Source organism: Pseudomonas sp. TH21 (genome assembly GCF_016651025.1).
Classification (GTDB): Bacteria; Pseudomonadota; Gammaproteobacteria; order Pseudomonadales; family Pseudomonadaceae; genus Aquipseudomonas; species Aquipseudomonas aylmerensis.
In genome coordinates this window covers 6144479-6168664 of sequence record NZ_JAEKEQ010000001.1, presented here as the reverse complement: position 1 = coordinate 6168664, position 24186 = coordinate 6144479, and the positions used below count along the sequence as shown (strand labels likewise).

The window sequence follows — 24186 nt, the reverse complement described above, 5'->3', positions numbered from 1 at the left end:
GGGCTTGCTCGCGAAGGCAGTCTGGTAGACACCCCATTACCCAAGGTAATCGAGAACCCCATGCCCCAACCGCGTCCTTACAAAGTTGCACTCAACGGCTACGGCCGCATTGGTCGTTGCGTCTTGCGTGCTCTGTTCGAGCGAGGGGCGGCGGCCGGGTTTGAGATTGTTGCTATCAACGATTTGGCCGACATGGCCAGCATCGAATACCTGACACGCTTTGACTCCACTCACGGCCGCTTCCCCGGCGAAGTGCGTGTGGAAGGCGATTGTCTGCATATCAATGGCGACTGCGTAAAAGTATTACGCAGTGCCACCCCCGAGGGCATCGACTGGGCGGCGCTGGGCGTCGACCTGGTGTTGGAATGCTCCGGTGCCTACCACACCCGTGCCGATGGCCAGCGTTTCCTCGACGCCGGCGCACCGCGCGTGCTGTTTTCCCAGCCGATGGCCAGCGAGGCGGATGTCGACGCCACCATCGTCTACGGCATCAACCAGGATTGCCTGACCGGCAACGAGTTGCTGGTCTCCAACGCGTCCTGCACCACCAATTGCAGCGTGCCGCTGTTGCGCCTGCTGGATCAGGCGATTGGCCTGGATTACGTGTCGATCACCACGATTCACTCGGCGATGAACGACCAGCCGGTGATCGATGCCTATCACCACGAAGACCTGCGTCGCACGCGCTCGGCGTTCCAGTCAGTGATTCCGGTGTCCACCGGCCTGGCTCGCGGTATCGAGCGACTGTTGCCGGAACTTGCCGGGCGAATTCAGGCCAAAGCCGTACGGGTGCCGACGGTGAACGTGTCCTGCCTGGACATCACCATGCAAACCGTCAGCGATACCGACGCGACGGAGGTCAACCGGATCCTGCGCGACGCCGCCACCAGCGGCCCGCTCAAAGGCCTGCTGGCCTACACCGAGTTGCCCCACGCCAGTTGTGATTTCAACCATGACCCGCATTCGGCCATTGTCGATGCCAGCCAGACCCGCGTTTCCGGCCCGAGGCTGGTGAACATCCTGGCCTGGTTCGACAACGAATGGGGCTTTGCCAACCGAATGCTGGATGTTGCGGAACATTATCTGCACATCGCCTCTAAACAACCTCAACAGTAATTCAGGAACTGCGACCCATGACCGTGTTGAAGATGACCGACCTCGATCTGCAAGGTAAGCGCGTACTGATTCGCGAAGACCTCAACGTCCCAGTCAAGGACGGTGTTGTCACCAGCGATGCGCGAATCCTGGCCTCGCTGCCGACCATCAAGCTGGCCCTGGAAAAAGGCGCGGCCGTGATGGTCTGCTCGCACCTGGGTCGTCCGACCGAGGGTGAGTTCTCCGCCGAGAACAGCCTCAAGCCGGTAGCCGACTACCTGAGCAAGGCCTTGGGTCGCGACGTGCCACTGGTCGCTGATTACCTGGGTGGCGTCGACGTGAAGGCCGGCGACATCGTGCTGTTCGAAAACGTGCGCTTCAACAAAGGCGAGAAAAAGAACAGCGACGAACTGGCCCAGCAGTACGCTGCGCTGTGCGACGTGTTTGTGATGGACGCCTTCGGCACCGCCCACCGCGCCGAAGGTTCGACCCACGGCGTGGCCAAGTTCGCCAAGGTCGCCGCTGCTGGCCCACTGCTGGCCGCTGAACTGGATGCATTGGGCAAGGCCCTGGGTGCGCCGGCACAACCAATGGCCGCCATCGTGGCCGGCTCCAAGGTCTCGACCAAGCTGGACGTGCTCAACAGCCTCAGCCAGATCTGCAACCAGTTGATCGTCGGCGGCGGCATTGCCAACACCTTCCTGGCCGCCGCCGGCCATCCGGTAGGCAAGTCGCTGTACGAGCCGGACCTGCTCGACACCGCCCGCGCCATCGCCGCCAAAGTCAGCGTGCCATTGCCGGTCGACGTGGTCGTGGCCAAGGAATTCGCTGAAAGCGCCGAAGCTACCGTCAAGCTGATTGCTGATGTGGCTGCCGACGACATGATCCTGGATATCGGCCCACAAACCGCGGCGAACTTCGCTGAACTGCTGAAAGCCTCGCAGACCATCCTGTGGAACGGCCCGGTCGGCGTGTTCGAGTTCGACCAGTTCGGCAACGGCACCAAAGTGCTGGCCAAGGCTATTGCCGAAAGCTCGGCGTTCTCCATTGCCGGTGGTGGCGACACCCTGGCCGCCATCGATAAATATGGCGTTGCTGACCAGATCTCCTACATTTCTACCGGTGGCGGCGCGTTCCTCGAGTTCGTCGAAGGCAAAGTCCTGCCGGCCGTTGAAGTGCTGGAAACCCGAGCCAAAGGCTGAGGCTCGTGATCCGGAAAAGGAGTATTCCCATGATCAAGCCGTTGGCATTGATGATCGCGGCGGGCCTGTTGGCCGGCTGCGGCAGCACGCCAAGCAGTGTGCCGGAGGCGGATAAGTCTGCCCCGGCGCAGAAAAAGAGCTGTTATCAGGCGGGCTGGCAGGCCGAGACCATGCCGGTGATCAACAAGCGCATCGGCAACGAGCGGCTGGAGAAATACGACGCCGCGCCCAACGGTCAGGAACAGGGTTGCCCTTGACGGGTCAGATCAACTAACCGACAGCAATGACGGCGCTTTGGGCCGTCGTTCGAGGATTGGCAATGAAAGGCGTTTTCGCCCTGGCAGCCCTGGCCCTTCTGGCCGGTTGCAGCAGCATGAACATGTTCAACAAGGCAGAGCCTGCCGATAAATGGACCACTTGGATTTGCGACAGCAAGGCCGAGGTGAACTGGCGCTTTGCCAACCAGGCCCGCAACGAGGTGGATGTTCGCCTCGGTGGTTCGGACCAGGTTTATCGCCTTAAACAGGACGTTGCCGCCTCGGGCGTGCTTTATAGCAACGACCAGTTGGCGTTCCACACAAAAGGTGAGGAAGGCCTGGTTTACTGGGTCGCCACTGATGATTTGATCGGGCGCGGCTGCAAGGCCCAATAGTGAGATCACTGAAGATCAAATGTGGGAACTGGCTTGCCCGCGAAAGCGGTGTTTCCGATTGGAATTTAAGTCCAGCTCATCAGCAATAACGATTCAGCCGGTCAGATGCACTCACCCTGACCTGCAATAACTTGAATAGCAGCCGCCGCTACGGCAGGCTTGCACGATTAACGACCCTCGACCGGGAGAGACAACACAATGGCACTTATCAGCATGCGTCAAATGCTGGACCACGCAGCCGAGTTCGGCTACGGCGTCCCAGCCTTTAACGTCAACAACCTTGAGCAGATGCGCGCCATCATGGAAGCCGCTGACAAGACAGACTCCCCGGTGATCGTCCAGGCTTCGGCCGGTGCGCGCAAATACGCCGGTGCCCCGTTCCTGCGTCACCTGATCCTCGCCGCGATCGAAGAATTCCCGCATATCCCGGTGTGCATGCACCAGGACCACGGCACCAGCCCGGACGTGTGCCAGCGTTCCATCCAGCTGGGCTTCAGCTCGGTGATGATGGACGGCTCCCTCGGTGAAGACGGCAAGACCCCGACCGACTACGAATACAACGTCCGCGTCACCCAACAAACCGTGGCCATGGCGCACGCCTGCGGCGTTTCGGTTGAAGGCGAGCTGGGCTGCCTGGGTTCCCTGGAAACCGGCATGGCCGGTGAAGAAGACGGCATCGGCGCCGAAGGTGTGCTGGATCACAGCCAGATGCTGACTGATCCGGAAGAAGCCGCCGACTTCGTCAAGAAGACCCAGGTTGATGCCCTGGCCATCGCCATCGGCACCAGCCACGGCGCCTACAAGTTCACCAAGCCGCCTACCGGCGACGTGCTGGCCATCGACCGCATCAAGGAAATCCACAAGCGCATCCCTAACACCCACCTGGTGATGCACGGCTCTTCCTCGGTTCCGCAAGAGTGGCTGGCGATCATCAACCAGTACGGCGGTGACATCAAAGAAACCTACGGCGTACCGGTTGAAGAAATCGTCGAAGGCATCAAGTACGGCGTGCGCAAGGTCAACATCGACACCGACCTGCGCCTGGCCTCCACCGGTGCGATGCGTCGCCTGATGGCCACCAACCCGAGCGAATTTGACCCACGCAAATTCTTCGGCGCTACCGTGACGGCCATGCGTGACGTATGTATCGCGCGTTATGAAGCCTTCGGTACTGCGGGCAACGCTTCGAAGATCAAGCCGATCTCCCTGGAAGCGATGTACCAGCGTTACCTGAAAGGTGAGTTGAACGCCAAGGTGAACTAAGCCTAAGCGTTAATAAAAAACCCGCAGAAATGCGGGTTTTTTTATGCGCGACGCTTAATGTGCAGGCGCCCCGCTTGCCGGCGATGGGCGCCTGAAGCCTGAGGACGACCCTGCGCACGCCATCGCCGGCAAGCCGGGCCACTACGGGCACGCGCTTGAGGGTCTTGAGATGAGATGCCGCTCAGTCGTGATCAATGTCCAACTTCGCAAACGTCACCCGCGCGCCTTCCTTGCTGTTGCCACTGTTGTCCTGCACATACGCGCCGGCCTTGAAGTACAGCGGCTTGGCACCCCACGCTGCGCCGATGCGCTCGTTCCACTCACCGTCGGCGGCATACACACTTAGCAGCCCGGCCTTGTTCAGGTTGATGACGTAGGTGAAGGTTTTTTCCAGCGGCACATTCGAGGCGACGATGATCACCCGGCCTTCGTCCTCGTCCGGGCGCATGCGCACTTTGGCGACGATGTTGCCGGTCTGGGTTTTTTCCTTGAATTGATACTCCAGCTTGATCAGCGGTTTCTGGCTGTCATAGGCGTGAATCTGGCCGATGACGATCTTGCCGCTGGAGGGCACCTGGTTGACGGCCAGGGTGGCGCGCAGGAAATTGTCGGCGTCGGGGTAGGTCCAGTTGCGCAAGCGGCCGTCGGCGTAGGTTTCGCGCAGTTCGCTGCGCGGGTAGACGGCGTTTTCGGTGCGGGTACCGGTGACGGGGGTCCAGAATTGTACGTTGCTGCCTTCGGCCTGGAAATATTGGTCCTTGAAGCCGCTAAGCAGTTTCGGGGTGTCGATGGTCGCGGGGGGCGAGCCAACGGGAATGCTCAGGTTCCAGGTAGAGAGGTCGATCATGGCGTAGGCCTTTTTACAGAGGGGTGTAGGCTATGGCCCTTAGGCCAGACAGGTTCTTTATAGGCCGTAGTCCTCCGCTTGTTAATTAATCGCTGGCAAATTATTGGCGCCAGAGGAATGCCAAAAAGCCATGTTTCCCATGAACCGTGGGCTGCAGGCACTGACCGTTAGTCGGCTTCCTGAGCTTTGGCGCAATGATGGCACTGAGGTTACTTCTGATTTTTCGGAACCGGGGCTAGAGTGAGGCCTCAGTGTTTGTCCGGGTTTTCTCCCAGAAGTGACCGGAGTGGGCTCCCAAGGAAGAGATGTAGCATGGAATGCGCTCCACACCACGGCGATAGCAGTTCGGTTCTTTTGGTGGTCGATGACTACCCGGAAAACCTGATCAGCATGCGCGCACTTTTGCAGCGGGAAGACTGGCAGGTAGTCACCGCCGGTTCCGGCCTGGAAGCCCTTGAGTTGCTGCTGGTACATGAGGTCGACCTGGTGCTGCTCGACGTGATGATGCCCGGCATGGACGGCTTTGAAGTCGCCCGCCTGATGCGCGGCAGCCAGCGCACTTGCATGACGCCGATCATCTTCCTGAGTGCCAATGCCCAATCCCCGGCTGCTGTGCTGGAAGGCTACGCCAGTGGCGCCATCGACTACCTGTTCAAACCCTTCGACCCGCATATCCTCAAGCCCAAGGTCCAGGCGTTGCTGGAGCACCAGCGTAACCGCCGGGCCTTGCAGCGCCTGAGTCATGACCTGGAATCGGCGCGCGCCTTCAACGCCTCGGTGCTGGATAACGCCGCCGAAGGCATCCTGGTGGTGAGCGAAGGTGGGGTGATCGAATACGCCAACCCGGCGATCTCGCGCCTGCTCAATGCCACGATCCATGAGCTGCAGGGCCAGGAATTCCTCGGCTTCCTGCAAAAACCGCATGTCCCTACGTGGCTGGAGTCGCAGATGTATGCCGGGTTTCGCAAGGGCGAAACCTGGCGCCTGCACGACGCCATCCTGCGCACCGGCCGTGGCCAGCAAGTGCCGGTGGCGTTGTCGTGTGCGCCGTTGCCGACCGAACAGAAGGCCATGGTGGTGACCGTGCTGGACATGTCCGAGGTGCGTCACCTGCATCAGCAGTTGGAGTTCCAGGCGGTCACCGACCCGCTGACCGGCCTGCTGAACCGGCGCGGCTTCTACCAGACCGTCGAGAACACCTTGCTGCGCAGCGAGCGCGCGGAACATTGCCTGGTGCTGCTCTATCTGGATCTCGATGGCTTCAAACGAGTCAACGACTCCCTGGGTCATGACGCCGGCGACCGGGTGCTGCGCTGGGTCTCGGAGCAATTGCAGGGTTGCCTGCGCTCCGGTGACGTTCTGGGCCGCATGGGTGGGGATGAATTTACCGCGTTGCTGGAGCTGGAGTTCCCGGAGCAGGCGGCGAAGATTGCGGAAAAACTGATCGACCGGGTTTCGATTTGCCAGCAGGTGGATGGCCTGGATGTGATGCTGGGTGTGAGCATTGGTATCGCGATTTTTCCGGACTGTGGTTCGGACCTCAATGGCCTGCTGCGCGCTGCCGACATCGCCATGTACGAAGCCAAGCGTGCGGGGCGTCAGCAATATCGCTATTACGATCAGGAAATGAACGGCCGCGCCCGTTCGCGCCTGATGCTCGAAGACAGCGTGCGCACCGCCATACAAAACAAGGACTTCACCCTGGTGTATCAGCCTCAGGTGTCGCTGGCAGACGGACGTCTGCGCGGCGTCGAGGCGCTGTTGCGCTGGCAGCACCCGAGTGTCGGCGATGTGCCGCCGGGGTTGTTCCTGCCATTGTTGGAAGAGGCGCGGTTGATCAGCCAATTGAGTGCCTGGATCTACCAGCAGGTCGCTGCCCAGCGCCAGGCGTGGCAAGCCACGTTCGACGATGAGCTGGTGTTGAGCGTGAGCCTGAGCAGCAGCCAGTTCAATATGCCCAACCTGGCCAACCAACTGCAGCAGGTACTCGAGCGACATGGGCTGCAGGCGCGGCAGCTGGAGGTGGAAATCGGCGAGGACTGCTTGATGAGCAACCTGGAAGAGTCCGCCAAACAGCTCAAGTTGCTGCGTCGGATCGGCGTGCGCATTGCCCTCGATGACTTTGGCGCCGGCCAGTGCTCCCTGGCCCACCTGCGCGACCTGGCGTTCGATACGCTCAAACTCGATCCGCAATTGGTCGCACGCCTGCCGGGCTCGGCACGCGACGCCGCGATGGCGCGCAGCATCATCGAGCTGTGCGGGCATTTTGATGTGCTGGTGGTGGCCGAAGGCGTGGAAACCCCCGAGCAAGCCCACTGGCTCAAGACCAATGGTTGCGCGTTTATCCAGGGTTCCTGGGCGGCGCAGCCGTTGATGGCCGAGGAAGTGGTCGACTGGTCACGCACTCGCTTGCGCTGAATTCGTTACACTGGCGACCTTCCGAATTCTGTTGCCATACCCCATGACCGCGCTGAAATACCTCCAGGCCTACCCCGCTGCCCTTCAAGAGCAAGTGCGCCAATTGATCGCCAAGGACCAATTGGGCGCCTACCTGGAGCAGCGCTACCCCGAACGCCATGCCGTGCAGAGCGACAAGGCCCTGTACGCGTATGCCCTGGCCTTGAAACAGGAACACCTGCGCAACGCGCCGGCCATCGACAAGGTGCTGTTCGATAACCGCCTGGACCTGACCCATCGCGCCCTCGGCCTGCACACCACGATTTCGCGGGTGCAGGGCGGCAACCTCAAGTCCAAGAAAGAGATTCGCATCGCCGCGCTGTTTAAAGAGGCCGCGCCGGAATTTCTGCGCATGATCGTGGTGCACGAGCTGGCACACTTCAAGGAATCGGACCACAACAAGGCGTTCTATAAACTCTGCGAATACATGATGCCCGGCTACCATCAGGTGGAATTCGACCTGCGGGTGTACCTCACGTATCGCGACCTGCAGGGCAAACCCTGACCGCACAAGGCGACCGACCATGGATGTGAGCAAGACCAAGAGCAGCTTCTACCGCCGCCTGTACGTGGCCTACCTGATCGACAGCGGCCAGGCCAGCAGCGTACCGGCCCTGACCGACGCCACCGGCATGCCCCGGCGCACCGCGCAGGACACGATTGCGGCGTTGGCGGACCTGGATATCGTGTGTGAGTTCGAGCAGGAAGACGGCGCCCGCAACCATGCCGGGCATTACCGGATTCGCGACTGGGGTGCGATTGATCGGCGGTGGATCGAGGCGAATCTGGCGTCGGTGAAGCAGGTGCTGGGGTATCCCTGAAGGTCGGTGGTGAGTGCGCTGGCGCCATCGCAGGCAAGCCAGCTCCCACAGGGATCGCGAGGGGCCAACCCCTATCGCCCATGCCGCCGCTTCGCTGAAGCTTGATTGGCTGCTCCCACCTTTTGATGTGTGGGAGCTGCCTGCGATGAGGCTCTCAGTCGCGGCGCATGCCGATGTGTGGAATGTCATCTTCCAGATACTCCTCACCCGCCACCACAAAGCCATACTGCCCGTAATAGCCCTGCAGGTGCGCCTGGGCCGAGAGAAAAATCGGCGTCTCGGGCCAGATATCAGCGATTTGCTTGAGCGCTTCGGTCATCATCCGATGCCCCAGCCCGGTGCCGCGCGCCACCGGTGCGACGATCACGCGGCCGATCACCACATCACCACCCTGGAACTCCGGGTCCAGCAGGCGCAGGTAGGCCACCAGTTCATTGTCCTGCCAGGCCATGAGGTGATGGGTGTCGCCCGACAAGTCCTGCCCGTCGAGGTCCTGGTAAATGCATTTCTGCTCGACGACAAACACTTCGTTGCGCAGGCGCATGATGGCGTATAGCTGCTCTTTGCCCAGCTCGTCGTGATGTTTGCAGACCCAATCAACTGTCATGGTGTGTTCTCGCATAAGTGTCAGGTCTGGATAGTAAGCGCGGCGGGTGAGTCTGTCTAAATCAGCTATTTTTGTGAGTGAAATCAATTTGCCATCATTGAGTGCATTCGCTGCCCGTTTCTTTGTGTAATCTGAGCTACTGTTAGAACCTCAGGCACCGCCTGGAACAAGTGCCCGCCAAGGACTTTGAGCATGCTGCGATTCACTCGTGTCGTTGCTTTGATTGGAGTGGTGTTGCTGGCGACGCCTGCGTTCGCTCAGCGTCTGCGCCTGGTGGCGGATGCCTGGCCACCCTTTACCGATGCCACCTTGATCAACGGCGGGCTGGCTACCGACATTGTCAGCACGGCCCTGGCTCGCGCGGGCTACGCCAGCGATTTCGAACAAGTGCCCTGGGCCCGTGCGCTGATGGGCGTCGGCGATGGCCGCTATGACGTGCTGGTCAATGCCTGGTACGACGATGCCCGTACGAAACTGGGCCAGTTCTCCGGCGAATACCTGCTTAACCGTGTGCGCTTCATCAAGCGCCACGACGACCCCATCGACTTCCAGACCCTTGAGCAACTGCACGACTACCCCGTCGCGGTGGTGCGCGGCTATGCCTATTCGGCGGCGTTCGATGCGGATGCACAGTTGCAGAAAGTCCCTGTGCATAACTTCGCCATGGCCGTGCGCATGCTCGCGGCGCAGCGGGTGCGGCTGACAGTGGAAGATGAATACGTGGCGCGTTATTACCTGGCGCGCGAATCGGCGCGGGTGCGCAATGCGGTGGAGTTTCTACCCAAGCCGCTGAGTGAAAACAGCCTGCATATTCTGGTCAGCCTGAAGAACCCGCAGCATGAGCAGATCGTTGCCAGCTTTGATCGGGAGATTGCCAAGATGAAGGCTGATGGCAGTTATGCGCGATTGATGCGGCAGCATGGGATGTAGCGTCCTTGGGGGCCCTATCGCCGGCAAGCCGGCGCCTACGGGGGTAGCGACCTAAGCCGCGCGGGTGTCTTTGATCAAATGCGCCGCCAAGGTGCGCAACGGCCCCAACTGCCGGCAGATCAGCGCCAACTGCGTCTGCACCAACCGCTGGCCTTCATCGATCTCATCCGGCATCTGCTCCAGGTCCGCCGCCAGCGCTTCTTCGGCATCGCTCTGGATCGCAATCGGCTGCTTGTTCGCCAGCCCGGTGGCGATTTCATCAATGCTCGCCGCCAGGCTGTTACCGGCACCGTCGATCAAATGCTCGCGTACTTCGGCTGGCAGCTGGGTTTCGCGGTGCGCGCCCAGGCCCGACAAGTAGCTGAGCAAGGTGTGCGACAACACCAGGAAGCGGAAGCCCACATCGGCCTCCTTACGAAAGTGTCCGGGCTCCATCAGCATATTCGCCAGGGTGGTGGACAGGGCTGCGTCGGCGTTGTGCGCATTGCGCCGGGCCAGGCGGTAAGCGAGGTCGTCGCTCTTGCCGGCGGCGTACTGCTGCATGATCTGGCGCAGGTAAATGCTGTTGCAGGTCAGGGTGTTGGCCAGCACTTTGTTCAGGCGTCGGCCCTGCCAGTCCGGCAGGAACAGGAACACCGCCAGGCCGGCGATCAGGCTGCCGAGCAAGGTATCGAACAGGCGCGGCAGGAACAGCCCGTAGCCATCGCCCACCTGGTTGAAGCAGAACAGCACCATCAGGGTGATTGCCGCCGTGGCCAGGGTGTAGCGCGTGGTGCGGTTGATAAAGAACACCAGGCCGGCGGCGATGGCAAACATCGATTGCACCAGCGGGCTGGGGAACAGATCAAACAGTGCCCAGGCCACGGTGAGGCCGATGGCGGTGCCGATGATCCGCTGGCCGAGTTTGCGCCGGGTCGCGCCGTAGTTGGGCTGGCACACGAACAGGGTGGTGAGGATGATCCAGTAGCCTTGGGAGGCGTGGATCGCGTGGAGCATGCCGTAGCCGACGGTCAAGGCGAGGGCCAGGCGCAAGGCGTGGCGAAACAGCAGCGACGTCGGCGTGAGCTGGGTGCGCAGGCGCGTCCACATTTCCTTGAGGTTGCGCGGCGCGCGGTCCAGCAGGTTGCTGTCGGTGGCGTCGGCCAGGGCGTCGGGGTTGCTGGCGTCGCCGAGCAGGCGGTCGAGGGTCGACAGGTTGGCCGCCAGGGCGCGCAACGAGCGCAGCAGGCCGCGCCAGGCCGGGTTGCTCTGGATGCGCAGGTGTTCCAGCGATGCGTTCAGGTCGCCCAGGGCCTCGGCGAAGCTGTCGTCATAGATGAACGGCTGGCGCAGTTGGATCGACTCGGCCAGGGCCTGGCACGCCTTGCCTTGCTGGCGCAGCAGGCGCTGGCAGCGGAACAGCACATCGCTGTGGAAGAACGCCTCGGCCAGGGCGTTGTAGGGATAATGCGATGAGCTGGCGCGCTCGTGGATGTCCTGGGCCAGGAAGTACAGCTTCAGGTAGCGACTGACCTTCGAGCCTGGGCGACCATTGCCCACACGGTGCAGGATGATTTCCTTCGCCGCATTCAGCGCCGCGACCACCCGGCCGTTCTGCTGGGCCAATTCCAGGCGGCGCGCTTCCACATCCAGTTGACGGATCGGTTCGAACAGGGATGACTTGAGCTTGAGGTAGCGCCCCAGTTCGCGGAACAGCCGCGCCAGGCTCTGCTGCACCGGTTGGTTGGAAAACAGCGCCTGCCACAGCACCGAAAGCACGCCATACCAGGCAGCTCCCGCCACCAGCAGCAGCGGTTCGTGCCAGAAATCGGAAACCGCGCCACCGCGCTGGTCAACGCCGATCATGGTGTAGACCGACAGGATCAGCGTCGCCGACGCAATCGCCCCGTAGCGCTCGCCGAGGGCGCCGAGCATGGTCAGGCAGAAACTGGCCAGCGCCAGGGCGATCGCGAAGATCCAGGGGTAGGGGAACAGCAACTCCACCGACAGCGCGGCAATGCTGAAACACACCAGCGTCACCGCCAGGGCATTCAGGCGGCCTTGCCAACTGTCGTCGGTCTCGGCCAGGGCGCTGGCGATAATCCCCAGGAACAGCGGGATCAGCAGCGTCATTTCATCCTGGTACCAGCACAGCGCCATGCTGCCGGTGAGGGCGATGAATACCCGAACGCTGTAACTGAATTTATCCAGCGCCCACAGGCGCCGCATGGACTGCTTGAACGAGGTCGATGACATGAAGGCTGGAGTCTTCCGGGACGATGCCGCTAAATTGAGCCATCAGTGACGTCACGGCAAGCGTAGCGATCACATCTCATTGCATATTTTTGAGTGCCACCCCAAAACGAATGTGGGAGCGGGCTTGCCTGCGATGACGGCGGTGAATTCACCACCGCTATCGCAGGCAAGCCAGCCCCCACAGTTTGACCGAGTACGCGCTTCAGGCGTACTGCGCGGCGGCGTAGCCGGATGCCCACGCCCACTGGAAATTGAACCCGCCCAGGTGACCGGTCACATCCAGCACTTCCCCAATGAAGTACAACCCGGGGCTTTTCAGCGACTCCATGGTTTTCGACGAGACTTCCCGCGTGTCCACGCCACCCAGCGTCACCTCGGCGGTGCGATAGCCTTCGGTGCCCGCCGGCACCAGTTGCCAGCTCGCGAGTTTTTGCGCGATATCGGCCACTTCGGCATGGGTGTATTGCTTCATGGGCTTGGATACGAACCAGGTTTCCGCCAGCAGGTTGGCCATCTTCTTGGTGAAGATCTCTCCCAGCAGGGTTTTCAACTCGCTGTTGGGACGCTCGACTTGTTGCTGTTGCAGCCAGCTGTGGGCGTCGTGATCGGGCAGCAGGTTGATCTCCACGGTATCGCCGGACTCCCAGTACGAGGAAATCTGCAGGATCGCCGGGCCGCTCAGGCCACGGTGGGTAAACAGGAGGTTCTCGCGAAAGCTCTGGCCGTTGCAGCTGACCAGGCAATCCACCGAGGTGCCGGACAGCTCGCCGCACAATTCCTTGAGCTGGTCGGTGATGGTGAACGGCACCAGCCCCGCGCGGGTCGGCAGCAGCTCGTGACCGAACTGCTTGGCCACCTGATAACCAAAGCCGGTGGCGCCAAGTGTCGGAATCGACAGGCCGCCTGTGGCAATCACCAGGGACTCGCAGCGCAACTCACCCAGGGTGGTCTGCAGCTGATAGCCGTTGTCGAGCTTGGCGATTTCTTCGATGGAGGTGTCCAGGTGCAGGCTCACGCCGGTCTGGATGCACTCATCCAAGAGCATGCCGAGGATGTCGCTGGACTTGTTGTCGCAGAACAGCTGGCCGAGTTTTTTCTCGTGGTATGGCACGCCGTGCTTGGCCACCAGCCCGATGAAATCCCACTGGGTATAGCGGGCCAGGGCGGATTTGCAGAAGTGTGCGTTGTGCGAGAGGAAGTTGGCCGGCTCGGTGTACATATTGGTGAAGTTGCAGCGGCCACCACCGGACATCAGGATCTTCTTGCCGGCCTTGTTGGCATGGTCGATCAACATCACCTTGCGCCCACGCCCGGCGGCGGTCAGTGCGCACATCAAGCCTGCGGCGCCGGCGCCAATGATCACAACTTCGGTCGAGCGCACAGCAATGTCCTCACAAAAATATTGATCTGAAATGCAATCAAAAGTGGGAGCTGGCTTGCCTGCGATGGCATCAACTCGGTCAATCTTTCAGACCGAGTCGCCTGCATCGCGGGCAAGCCCGGCTCCCACATTGATTCGGTTCCTTCAATAGGAACGCGGTTTTTTTTACAGGATCCGCACGCGCAGCGAACGGCCTTTGATCTTGCCGTCGTTCAAGCGCTGCAGCGCCTGCTTGGCGATCCCACGCTCCACGGCTACAAACGCCTGGAAGTCGAAGATGGCGATCTTGCCGACCTGCGCACCCGGGATGCCCGCTTCACCGGTCAAGGCGCCGAGGATATCGCCCGGGCGAACCTTATCCTTACGGCCGGCGGCGATGCACAGGGTGCTCATCTGCGGCAGCAGCGGGCCGCCGCTTTGTGGCTTGAGGTTGTCCAGCTGGTCCCAGTTCAGCGGCGATTTCTGCAGCTGCTCGATGGCCTGGGCGCGGTGCGCCTCGGACGGTGCTACCAGGCTGATGGCGATGCCGGTCTCGCCCGCACGCCCGGTACGGCCGACGCGGTGGATGTGGATTTCCGAGTCACGGGCCAGCTCGACGTTGATCACCATGTCCAGCGAGTCAATGTCCAGGCCACGGGCGGCAACGTCGGTGGCGACCAGTACCGAGGTGCTGCGGTTGGCAAACATCGCCAGCACCTGGTCACGGTCGCGCTGCTCCAGGTCGCCATGCAGGCCGACGGCAGAAATGCCCTTGGCCGTCAGGTGATCCACGGTTTCCTGCACCTGCTGCTTGGTGAAGCAGAACGCCACGCAGGATGCCGGGCGGAAATGCGCCAGCACCTTGGTCACGGCGTCCATGCGTTCTTCCGGGGAAATCTCGTAGAAACGCTGCTCGATCTGGTCGTCGGAGTGAAACGCCTCGGCCTTCACTTGCTGCGGCGCACGCATGAATTTCGACGCCAGCTGCTTGATGCTCACCGGGTAGGTGGCCGAGAACAGCAGGGTCTGGCGACGGGCCGGGGTCTTGCTGATGATGTCTTCGATGGCGTCGTAGAAACCCATGTCGAGCATGCGGTCGGCTTCATCGAGGATCAGCGTGTTCAAGCCGTCGAGTACCAGTGAGCCTTTGCGCAAGTGCTGCTGGATCCGGCCCGGGGTGCCGACGATGACGTGGGCGCCATGTTCCAGGGAAGCGATCTGCGGGCCGAGGGACACGCCGCCGCACAGCGTCAGCACCTTGATGTTGTCTTCGGCGCGGGCCAGGCGGCGGATTTCCTTGGCGACCTGGTCGGCCAGCTCGCGGGTCGGGCACATTACCAGGGCCTGGCAGCCGAAGTAGCGCGGGTTGATCGGGTTCAGCAGGCCGATGCCGAAGGCCGCGGTCTTGCCGCTGCCGGTCTTGGCCTGGGCGATCAGGTCCAGCCCCTTGAGGATCACCGGCAAGCTTTGCGCCTGGATCTGCGTCATCTCGACATAACCCAGCGAGTCGAGGTTAGCCAGCATGGCGGCGGAAAGCGGCAAAGTATTAAAAGCGGTGGCGATGGTAGTCACGGGACTGGCTCTGCAAAACAAAATGTTGCGCAGTGTAGCAGCCCCCCGTGGGTTTTTTCGCATGTTCCAGACAAGGGGGTGGGGGACAGCGGCAACTGATGAGCTGCAAGCGGCACGCTTGCAGCGGCTTCAATGCTCGATGTCGTGCTCGCGGCTGACCACGCGTTTGCCGTCTTTGGGCGACAGCTGCAGGAAGATCGCAGCAGCCAGCATCGCCATGATGCCCACGGTCAGGAAGGTCAGCTGGAAGGCGCCGAGCACACTGTCGACCCCGTCGTTGCCGGCTTCGGCGGTAAAGCCACCGAGCAACGCGCCTGCACAGGCCACCCCCAGGCTCAGGGACAACTGCGCCACTACCGAGAGCAAACTGTTGCCGCTGCTGGCCTGGGCGTCGTCGAGGTCGATCAGGGTGACGGTGTTCATCGCGGTGAACTGCAGCGAGTTGATCGCGCCCAGTATCGCCAGCATGCCCAGCAGCAGTGGGTAGGGCGTGTGTTCACTGACCAGGCCCATGCTCGCGAGCATGATGCCCAAAGCCAGGGTGTTGCCGGTCAGCACCACTCGGTAACCCAGGCGCTCGATCAGCGGCCGGGCGATGGACTTGGCAAACATCGCCGCCGCCGCCAGCGGCAGCATGCTCATGCCGGCTTCGGACGGCGAGTAGCCCAGCGCTACCTGCAACAGCAACGGCACCAGGAACGGCAGGGCGCCGCTGCCCAGGCGCGCGAACAGGTTGCCGAGGATGCCCACGGCGAACGTGCGGGTCTTGAACAGCACGGGCGAAAACAGCGGGTTCTCGATATGCCCGGCGCGCAGCCAGTACGCCGCCAGGCACGCCAGCCCGCCGAACAGCAGCAACATCACGCGCAGGTGCGGCAAGTGCAGTTCGCCCAGGCCCTCCATGGCGATAGTGATCAGCACCATTGCCGCGCCGAACAGCAGAAACCCGACGCCATCAAAGCGCGTGCGCTCGCTGCCGCGCAGGTCGGGAATGAATTTCCACACGGCGTAGCAACCGATCATGCCTACCGGCAGGTTGATCAGGAAGATCCAGTGCCAGGTCAGGTATTGCACCATCCAGCCGCCCATGGTCGGGCCAAGCAGCGGGCCAAGCAGGCCGGGGATGGTGATGAAACCCATGATGCGCACCAGCTCGGAGCGGGGGTAGGCGCGCAGCACCACGAGCCGGCCGACCGGCAGCATCAGCGCGCCACCCAGGCCCTGGATCACCCGCGCGCCGACCAGCATGGTCAGGCTGCTCGACAGTGCACACAACAATGAGCCGATGCTGAACAGCATGATCGCGCCGAAAAAGATGCGTTTGGTGCCGAAACGGTCGGCAACCCAGCCCGACGCCGGGATCAGCAAGGCGACGGTGAGCATGTAGGCGATCACCACCCCTTGCATGCGCAGCGGGTTCTCTGCGAGGTCGCGGGCCATGGCCGGCAATGCCGTGTTCAGAATCGTCCCATCCAGCGATTGCATGAAGAAGGCAATCGCGACCACCCAGGGTAGCCAGCGGGCGGTCTTGGCATCGAGAGGGGCGCGATTCGGCATAGGTGACCTTTTTGTTAGCAGGCTATGTGTCGGCGATTATGCGCCATCCGTCGCTCCTTTTCCCACTGGCGGTTCGTCTAAATCCGACATCGTTGCATGCTCTCCCACCAGGAAATCCAACAAGGCACGGTGCACCGCCAGGGCCGCCTCACGGGATTCCAGGTCAAGCAAATGGCCGGTGTGTTCCGCCACGGCAAAGCTGCTGCGCCCGACATACTGTTTGAATAACCGGGCTTCTGCGGCGGGGGTGTATTCGTCCAGCGTGCCGTTGATGAAGTGCACCGGCGTCTCGATGCGGGTGAGGGCCGGCAGGTAGTTGCCATCCCCCAGCGCGAGTACCTGATGGATATGAAAGCGCGCCTGGCGGTATTCGGTGGTGGCCATGTTCGACAGGTGACGATGGTTGTTGCGCTTGAGGCGCGGCGACAGGTACTTGCCCACCGTCTCGTTGAGCAAGTGGCCGACGGCGGATTTGTCATCGGCCTCGATCAGCACGCGTACGCGCTCTACATAATCGAGCATCGCCTGGTTGAGGTTGGGTGCCAGGGCCATCACCACCGAGCTTTCGATGGAGGGCGGATTGTGCGCCAGGGTCAGCAGTGTCGAGATGCCGCCCCAGGAGGCCGACACCAGGTGATTGACCTCGAAGCGTTCGACCAGGGCCCGCAGGATCTGCACCTCGTCGTCCTTGGTCACCAGGTCGAGGTCGGTGTTGTGTTCGCGCGAATAGCCGGAGAACGGCAGGTCGAACAGCAGCACATTGAAGTGCTCGGCCAGGCATTTGCTGGTCCGGGCAAAGGAGCGCGTGGTGGACAGCGCTCCATTGACCATCAGCACGGTGTTCTTTTCCGAATCGTTTCCCAGCTGCTCAACATGAACGTTGTAGTGCTTGAACAGCTTTTCAATGACAAAACTTCCATGGTTCATGTCAACGCTCCAGCTTGCCCAATCCAGGCAAGGTCGTGCATCACGTGCGCGCACGTGGGGTTAGTGGCGGGGTGCCACTAACCGTTATAACGAGGTTTTTTGCGGGCGACAACCGGCCGCACGCAGAGACGGGTGAGATGGGAATTGTCGGTAGGAAGGGACGAAATGCAGTGGCTGAAAGCACTGCAAAGCAGTGTGGGAAGTGGCTTGCCTGCGCTGCAGGCACCAGGGTGTATCAGTGACACCGCGGTGATGCTATCGCAGGCCAGCCAGCTCCCACCGGGACTGGCGGTGCTTATAAGGTCAGGGTCAGGCGTTTGACCAGGGCGCCTGGCAGCAGGTTGGAGGCGGTGTTGCGCTGGCCATACGTGCTGGCCGACAGCAGCAGTTCCCGATCAGCGGTCAGTGCTTCCAGCTGCGCACCGAGCAACTGGAACACGCTGTCATCAAAGCGCATGGTGCTGACCGGCGCCTTGATCTCGCCGTCTTCCACCCAGAACGTGGCGAAGCGCGTCATGCCGGTCAGGCGGGCGGCCGGCAGGTCGGAGTAGTTCAGGTACCACAGGTTGCTGATGTACAAACCGGTGCCCAGTTGCTTGAGGATGTCGGCCTGGGCGAGGGTGCCCGCTGCCATCTGCAAGGCGCTGGGGGATTCGTCACGGCTGGCGCCGTTGGCACTCAGGCCGTACTCGGCGGCGCTGCGCGAGTTCACCAGTTGGCCGTCGGCCTTGCCGGCGTTGATCAACCTGACATCGCTGCGCGGGTAGCCTTCGCTGGAAAACGCCGGGCTCAGGGAGCCGCTGACCTGTTCGTCCACCGTCACCTGCGGGCTGAGGTGTTGCTCGCCGGCGTACAGGCGTTGCAGGGAGCTGCCCTTGCTGGCGATGGCCTGGGCCGAGAAACCGCCCCAGGTGATGATGCTGATGATTTCTTCCAGCGCCGCCGGGGCCAGGTAGGCGCGGTATTCACCGGGTGCCAGCGCGTGCAACGGGCGGCCGAGGAATTCCAGCTGTTCGCGGGCCAGTTGGAAGCGCCGGGCGAACTCGGCGCTGTTCCAGGCATGGCCGGCGTAGCTGGCTTTGACAGCCTCGCCATTGGCGTGGAACAGGCTGAAGTCGAAGTTGAAGCTATTGGCCTGGTGCCAGCCGAACGCGCCGTTCGAGCTGGCGAAGCCGCGGCTGATCGGGCCGGCGGCGTAGAACCCGACGAGGTCGACACCTGCGGCTGCCTGGCTGATTTCGTCCAGTACCTGGGCCAGGTCCGGCAATGGCAGGTCCTGTTCGTTGTGATTCTGCCAGGCGTTGTGGTTGAGCAGCAGGTAGGGATCGTGGGGCAGCAGCGGCAGGGTTTCGCGCAGCTGTTGCAGGCCCTCGGCGAGGCGCTGGCGGTCCAGCTCCGGATCACCGGCGAGGGTGATGCCGAGGTCGGCGTGGCGGCCATCGTTGATCAGCTTCAGGTTGAGGCTGGCCTGTTGCACCTGGCCGGCCTGGCGCACCTTGGCGTGGTTGAAACGCACGAACTCGGACGACTCGGCCGCATAGCCCAGGTGGAATTGTTCCTTGTCGGTGATGGCCTGTTTGAGCCATTGCACCAATGCCTTGAAGTTGTTCATCAGGCATCTCCCCCAAATACGTCAACGTTGCTGAACACACAGGCCGGCGACGCGTGGCCGACGCGGATCACTTGGTTGGGTTCGCCTTTGCCGCAGTTTGGCGTGCCCAGGACCTTGAAGGTGCTGGCATCGCCCACGGCGCTGAGGTTGCGCCAGAACTGCGCGGAAATCGCCCGGTAGTTGGGGTTTTTCACCACGCCCTTGAGTTCGCCGTTTTCAATCAGTTGGCCCCATTCGCAGCCGAACTGGAATTTATTGCGCGCATCGTCGATGGACCAGGAACGGTTGGTCGACATCAGGATGCCGTGTTCGATGCCGCCAATCAGTTGCGCCAGGCTCTGGTCACCGGCTTCGATATTCAGGTTGGCCATGCGGTCGATCGGCGGGCGGTTCCAGCTGCTGGCGCGGCTGTTGGCGACGCCGCCCAGGCCGGCACGGAACTGCGACAGCGCGCCGCCGAGTGGCCTGAGCAGCACACCTTCGCGGATCAGGAACTGTTTGCTGGCCGGGGTCCCGTCATCGTCATGGCTGTAGCTGGCCAGTTGTTCGGGGATGTCCGGGTCGAAGGTCACGTTGAGCAGTTCGGAGCCGTATTGCAGGTGGCCGAAGTCCTCGGCCTTGACGAAGCTGGTACCGGCGTAATTGCGCTCATCGCCGAGGATACGGTCCAGCTCCAGCGGGTGGCCGATGGACTCGTGGATCTGCAGGATCATCTGGTCGGGCATCAAGAGCAGGTCGCGCGGGCCCTGGGGCGCGTTCGGCGCCAGCAGCAGTTGCAGGGCTTCGTCGGCAATGCGCGGCGCAGCGCCGACCAGGCCGAAGCGGTCGATCACATCAAAGCCGCCTTGCTGGCCGAAGTTGCTGCCGCCAAGGGTGCGCGACTGGCTGTCGTTGCCGTCGTAGGCAGTGACATTGACGCCGGGGAACACAAAGCGCTGGGCCTGGCGCAGCTCGGCGCCGGCACTGTTGAGGTAGATCTGCTCGACATGGGTCAGGCCGAGGCTGACTTCCCAGTTCACCAGGCGCTCGTCCTGAGGCACGGCGGCGGATTCATCACCGAGCAATTGGTAGCAATCGCTGAGGGAAGGGAAGGCTTGCGCAAGGTTGGGTGACAGGTAGTCGGCGACGTCGCTGGAGACGTGTTGGTCGCGCAGGTCGAGCAGGGCGTGGGGCAAAATTCGCCGGGCTTGCTGTTCGGCGCGCTCAAGGGCGGCTTGCAGGCCATGCAGGGAAATATCGTGGGTTGCGGCGTAGGCTTCCACACCGTTGACACGCACGGTGAGCATGGCGCCTTCGTCGTGGTTCAGGTGGGGCGGTTCGGCGACGTTCTTGCGTACCGACAGGTACTGGCCGGATTCGCGGACATAACGCAGCGAGAAGAAGTCGGCGGTGGTGCGCAGGGCACTGAAATGCTTTTTGAGTGTGGCGTGGTGATCGAACATGGGGCCTTCCTTGTGGGCGGCTCAGCGCAGGCAGGCAAACAGAGTAGGCCTGGGCTGGGAGCTGATCAAGGAGGGCGACTACTTGTAGCAGGTGAACCCTTGTGGTGAGCGGGCTTGCTCCGCGTTGGGCTGCGCAGCGGTCCCAAAAATCTTGGGAGCGCTACGCACTCCATCGCGGGGCAAGCCCGCTCGCCACAAAGTGTTTCAGTTACTGCGCAGTCGGGCCCACTTCACGCAACGGCTTGCCACGCACCGGCGCATCGCCTGCCACGTAGTAGTCGGCGGTGCTGCGCGGCAGCGGCTGACGGCCACGGATCTTGTCGGCGATTTTCTCGGCGATCATGATCGTCGGCGCGTTCAGGTTGCCAGTGGTGATGATCGGCATGATCGACGCATCGACCACCCGCAGGCCCTGCATGCCATGCACACGGCCTTCGCCGTCCACTACCGCCATCTCGTCGGTGCCCATCTTGCACGAGCAGGACGGGTGGAACGCGGTTTCGGCGTGCTCGCGGATGAACTTGTCCAACTGCTCATCGGTTTGCACTTCGATGCCCGGGCTGATCTCGCGGCCACGGTAGGGATCCAGCGCCGGCTGCTGCATGATTTCACGGGTCAGGCGGATGCCGTCACGGAATTCCTGCCAGTCCTGCTCGGTGGCCATGTAGTTGAAGAGGATGCTCGGGTAATCCCGTGGGTTCTTCGACTTCAGTTGCACGCGGCCACGGCTTGGCGAACGCATGGAGCCCATGTGCGCCTGGAAACCGTGTTCTTTCACACCGTTGCTGCCGTTGTAGTTAATCGCCACCGGCAGGAAGTGGTACTGGATGTTCGGCCAATCGAATTCTTCACGGGTACGGATAAAACCGCCCGCTTCGAACTGGTTGCTGGCGCCGATGCCGGTGCCGTTGAACAGCCACTCGGCACCGATGGCTGGCTGGTTGTACCAGAGCAGCGATGGGTACAGCGAGACCGGTTGAGTGCACGCGTATTGCAGGTACAGCTCAAGGTGGTCCTGCAGGTTTTCACCAACGCCCGGCAGGTCGTGGACTACCGGAATGTCCAGGCTTTCGAGCAGTTTGGCCGGGCCCACGCCGGAGCGTTGCAGCAGCTGCGGCGAAGCGATTGCACCGCTGCACACCAGCACTTCTTTACGCGCACGGGCTTCAACGCGCTCTTCGGCGGCACCGATCAGATATCGCACGCCCACGGCACGCTTGCCCTCGAACAACACTTTGTCGGTGAGGGCGTGGGTGACGATGGTCAGGGTCGAACGCTTCTTGGCTGTGTCCAGGTAACCGCGCGCGGTGCTGGCGCGACGGCCGTTCGGCGTGACGGTACGGTCCATCGGGCCGAAGCCTTCCTGCTGGTAGCCGTTCAGGTCTTCGGTGCGCGGGTAGCCGGCTTGCACGCCTGCTTCAACCATGGCGTGGAACAGCGGGTTGTTGCCGGCTTTAGGCGTGGTCACGCTGACCGGGCCGTCGCCACCGTGGTAGTCGTTGGGGCCGATGTCGCGAGTTTCAGCCTTGCGGAAATACGGCAGGCAGTCCAGGTAGGTCCAGTTTTCCAGGCCCGGCAGTTTCGACCAGTTGTCGTAGTCCATGGCGTTGCCACGGATGTAGCACATGCCGTTGATCAGCGAGGAGCCGCCGAGGCCCTTGCCGCGACCGCATTCCATCCGGCGGCCGTCCATGTGAGGCTCTGGATCGGTTTCGTAGGCCCAGTTGTAGCGACGGCCTTGCAGCGGGAACGCCAGGGCGGCCGGCATTTGCGTACGGAAATCGAAACGGTAGTCCGGGCCGCCGGCTTCCAGCAGCAGGACGGTGACGCCTTCGTCTTCAGTCAGACGGGTCGCCAGGGTGTTACCGGCGGAACCGGCACCCACAATGATGTAATCGTATTCTTGAGTCATGGGGGTCTCCTTGAGAGCTGCTAGCTCTAAGCTTCAAGCTGCAAGAAAGAGCAGCGAGCGGTGTATCTGGGAAGTGCGGCAAACCAAACTGCTTTTACTTGCAGCTTGAAGCTTGCCGCTTGCCGCTTATCAGAACACCGAGGCGTAGTCGCCCAGCTCAACCTGTACCGATTTGATGCGGGTGAAGTTGTTCAGCGAGCTGATGCCGTTCTCACGGCCCACACCGGATTGCTTGTAGCCACCGACCGGCATTTTCGCGTCGGACTCGCCCCAGGCGTTGATCCAGCAGATACCCGCTTCCAGCTGATGAATCACGCGGTGGGCGCGGTTCAGGTCCTTGGTCACAAGGCCCGCAGCCAGGCCGAAGTCGGTGTCGTTGGCGCGACGGATCACTTCTTCTTCGGTTTCGTAAGTGAGGATGCTCATCACCGGGCCGAAGATTTCTTCACGCACGATGGTCATCTCGTCGGTGCAGTCGGTGAACACGGTCGGGGCCACGTAGGCGCCCTTGGCGAATGCACCGTCGGTCAGGCGGTCGCCGCCGCAGAGCACGCGAGCGCCTTCTTCCTTACCTTTGGCGATGTAGCCGAGCACGCTTTCCATGTGGGCGAAGCTGACCAGCGGGCCGAAGTTGGTGTTTTCGTCTTGCGGGTCGCCAACGCGAATGCGTGCCACACGCTCAACGATCTTGGCTTCGAAGGCGGCTTGCAGGTGCTTGGGCACGAACACGCGAGTGCCATTGGTGCAGACCTGACCGGAGCTGTAGAAGTTGGCCATCATCGCGATGTCGGCGGCGCGATCCAGGTCGGCGTCTTCGAACACGATCAGCGGGGACTTGCCACCCAGCTCCATGGTCACTTCCTTGAGCGAGGAGCTGGAAGCGCTGGCCATGACTTTCTTGCCGGTGTCGGTGCCGCCGGTGAAGGAGACTTTCTCGATGCGCGGGTGCTCGGTCAGCCAGGTGCCGACTTCACGGCCGCTGCCGGTCAGTACGTTGAACACGCCCGCCGGAACGCCGGCTTCGGTGTAGATCTCGGCCAGTTTCAGGGTGGTCAGCGAGGTGACTTCGCTCGGCTTGAAGATCATCGCGTTGCCGGCAGCCAGGGCCGGTGCGGATTTCCACAGCGCGATCTGGATCGGGTAGTTCCACGCGCCGATACCGGCAACCACGCCCAGCGGCTCGCGACGGGTGTAGACGAAGGACGTGTCGCGCAGTGGGATCTGCTCACCTTCGATGGCCGGCACCAGGCCTGCGTAGTACTCCAGCACGTCAGCGCCGGTGACGATGTCGACGTATTGGGTTTCGGAGAAAGCTTTACCGGTGTCCAGGGTTTCCAGGGCAGCCAACTCGTCGTTGCGCTCACGCAGGATGTCGACGGCGCGACGCAGGATGCGCGAACGCTCCATGGCGGTCATCGCGGCCCAGATCTTCTGGCCTTTTTCGGCGCTGACCACGGCACGTTCAACGTCATCGAACGTTGCGCGTTGCACTTGGGCGAGAACTTCACCGTTAGCCGGGTTGATGGCTTCGAAGGTGGCATCGCTGCCAGCGTCGCTGTAGCCGCCGTCAATGTAGAGTTTTTGCAGTTCGAAACGGGCCATAAAGTCCTCGCAAGTGCATAAGTGGTTGGCGTTAACCGCCGAAAGTGGGCCATAAGGGTCTGGCATCACTGATCGACAGCAGTTCAGGGGTTG

20 protein-coding genes are annotated in these 24186 nt (G+C 62.0%); 9 read left to right on the top strand and 11 right to left on the bottom strand.

Translation table 11 applies throughout. The features are described 5' to 3' along the window. Positions 1-60 precede the first annotated feature (60 nt). The 5 genes from epd (at position 61) to fba (ending at position 4212) form a co-directional block, all read left to right on the top strand. A complete protein-coding gene (gene epd, locus JFU04_RS27410; RefSeq protein WP_058415149.1) occupies positions 61-1116 on the top strand; it encodes an erythrose-4-phosphate dehydrogenase in 1056 nt (351 codons plus the stop codon). A gap of 17 nt (positions 1117-1133) precedes the next feature. Then, positions 1134-2297 carry a phosphoglycerate kinase gene (locus JFU04_RS27405; protein ID WP_025857657.1) on the top strand — a complete coding sequence of 388 codons (1164 nt, stop codon included), beginning with the start codon at positions 1134-1136 and terminating at the stop codon, positions 2295-2297. 29 nt (positions 2298-2326) lie between these two features. Next, on the top strand, positions 2327-2554 hold the full coding sequence (locus JFU04_RS27400; RefSeq protein WP_201146038.1) for a hypothetical protein: 228 nt from the start codon (positions 2327-2329) through the stop codon (positions 2552-2554). Positions 2555-2616: 62 nt separating this feature from the next. After that, a complete protein-coding gene (locus JFU04_RS27395) occupies positions 2617-2949 on the top strand; it encodes an MliC family protein (protein ID WP_106802423.1) in 333 nt (110 codons plus the stop codon). 198 nt (positions 2950-3147) lie between these two features. Further along, on the top strand, positions 3148-4212 hold the full coding sequence (fba, locus tag JFU04_RS27390; RefSeq protein ID WP_003177554.1) for a class II fructose-bisphosphate aldolase: 1065 nt from the start codon (positions 3148-3150) through the stop codon (positions 4210-4212). Positions 4213-4393: 181 nt separating this feature from the next. Here fba and JFU04_RS27385 read toward each other — a convergent pair whose 3' ends face one another. After that, entirely contained in the window at positions 4394-5059 is a 666-nt protein-coding gene (locus JFU04_RS27385; protein WP_106802425.1) for a polysaccharide lyase family 7 protein, read from the bottom strand. A 312-nt stretch (positions 5060-5371) separates the two neighbouring features. Here JFU04_RS27385 and JFU04_RS27380 point away from each other — a divergent pair, with 312 nt between their 5' ends. The 3 genes from JFU04_RS27380 to JFU04_RS27370 are packed head-to-tail and all read left to right on the top strand — an operon-like array spanning position 5372 to position 8337. Next, the gene (locus JFU04_RS27380; RefSeq protein WP_201146037.1) at positions 5372-7477 is read left to right on the top strand and encodes a putative bifunctional diguanylate cyclase/phosphodiesterase; all 2106 of its coding nucleotides are present in this window, start codon (positions 5372-5374) and stop codon (positions 7475-7477) included. Positions 7478-7520: 43 nt separating this feature from the next. Next, positions 7521-8021 (top strand): M48 metallopeptidase family protein, encoded by a 501-nt coding sequence (locus JFU04_RS27375; protein ID WP_010207148.1) that lies wholly within the window; start codon positions 7521-7523, stop codon positions 8019-8021. A gap of 19 nt (positions 8022-8040) precedes the next feature. Then, positions 8041-8337, top strand: coding sequence for a winged helix-turn-helix domain-containing protein (locus JFU04_RS27370; protein ID WP_065904835.1), 297 nt, complete (start codon positions 8041-8043; stop codon positions 8335-8337). A 154-nt stretch (positions 8338-8491) separates the two neighbouring features. Here the strand turns inward: JFU04_RS27370 and JFU04_RS27365 are convergent, their stop codons facing one another. Then, positions 8492-8944 carry a GNAT family N-acetyltransferase gene (locus JFU04_RS27365; RefSeq protein WP_201146036.1) on the bottom strand — a complete coding sequence of 151 codons (453 nt, stop codon included), beginning with the start codon at positions 8942-8944 and terminating at the stop codon, positions 8492-8494. Positions 8945-9136: 192 nt separating this feature from the next. Between JFU04_RS27365 and JFU04_RS27360 the strand changes: the two genes are divergently transcribed. Next, positions 9137-9874: a substrate-binding periplasmic protein gene (locus JFU04_RS27360; protein WP_065904827.1), complete on the top strand. Its 738-nt coding sequence runs from the start codon at positions 9137-9139 to the stop codon at positions 9872-9874. Positions 9875-9925: 51 nt separating this feature from the next. On the opposite strand, the gene yccS is transcribed toward JFU04_RS27360, so the two are convergent. The 9 genes from yccS to betB form a co-directional block, all read right to left on the bottom strand. Next, positions 9926-12109: a YccS family putative transporter gene (gene yccS / locus JFU04_RS27355; protein ID WP_065904826.1), complete on the bottom strand. Its 2184-nt coding sequence runs from the start codon at positions 12107-12109 to the stop codon at positions 9926-9928. 202 nt (positions 12110-12311) lie between these two features. Further along, on the bottom strand, positions 12312-13490 hold the full coding sequence (locus JFU04_RS27350) for an NAD(P)/FAD-dependent oxidoreductase (protein ID WP_106802427.1): 1179 nt from the start codon (positions 13488-13490) through the stop codon (positions 12312-12314). Between the two features lie 165 nt (positions 13491-13655). Next, positions 13656-14993: an ATP-dependent RNA helicase DbpA gene (gene dbpA / locus JFU04_RS27345; protein ID WP_232005461.1), complete on the bottom strand. Its 1338-nt coding sequence runs from the start codon at positions 14991-14993 to the stop codon at positions 13656-13658. A gap of 177 nt (positions 14994-15170) precedes the next feature. Continuing rightward, positions 15171-16598: a multidrug transporter subunit MdtD gene (gene mdtD / locus JFU04_RS27340; protein ID WP_065904823.1), complete on the bottom strand. Its 1428-nt coding sequence runs from the start codon at positions 16596-16598 to the stop codon at positions 15171-15173. 36 nt (positions 16599-16634) lie between these two features. Continuing rightward, positions 16635-17525: an alpha/beta fold hydrolase gene (locus JFU04_RS27335; RefSeq protein ID WP_106802428.1), complete on the bottom strand. Its 891-nt coding sequence runs from the start codon at positions 17523-17525 to the stop codon at positions 16635-16637. Positions 17526-17820: 295 nt separating this feature from the next. Next, on the bottom strand, positions 17821-19137 hold the full coding sequence (locus JFU04_RS27330) for a TldD/PmbA family protein (protein WP_065904819.1): 1317 nt from the start codon (positions 19135-19137) through the stop codon (positions 17821-17823). Then, positions 19137-20579: a TldD/PmbA family protein gene (locus JFU04_RS27325; RefSeq protein ID WP_201146035.1), complete on the bottom strand. Its 1443-nt coding sequence runs from the start codon at positions 20577-20579 to the stop codon at positions 19137-19139. Before JFU04_RS27325 ends, JFU04_RS27330 begins: the two co-directional genes overlap by 1 nt. 208 nt (positions 20580-20787) lie before the next feature. After that, positions 20788-22491 carry a choline dehydrogenase gene (gene betA / locus JFU04_RS27320; protein ID WP_065904815.1) on the bottom strand — a complete coding sequence of 568 codons (1704 nt, stop codon included), beginning with the start codon at positions 22489-22491 and terminating at the stop codon, positions 20788-20790. Between the two features lie 129 nt (positions 22492-22620). Next, positions 22621-24093, bottom strand: a complete 1473-nt coding sequence (gene betB, locus JFU04_RS27315; RefSeq protein ID WP_065904813.1) for a betaine-aldehyde dehydrogenase — start codon at positions 24091-24093, stop codon at positions 22621-22623. Positions 24094-24186: the final 93 nt, after the last annotated feature.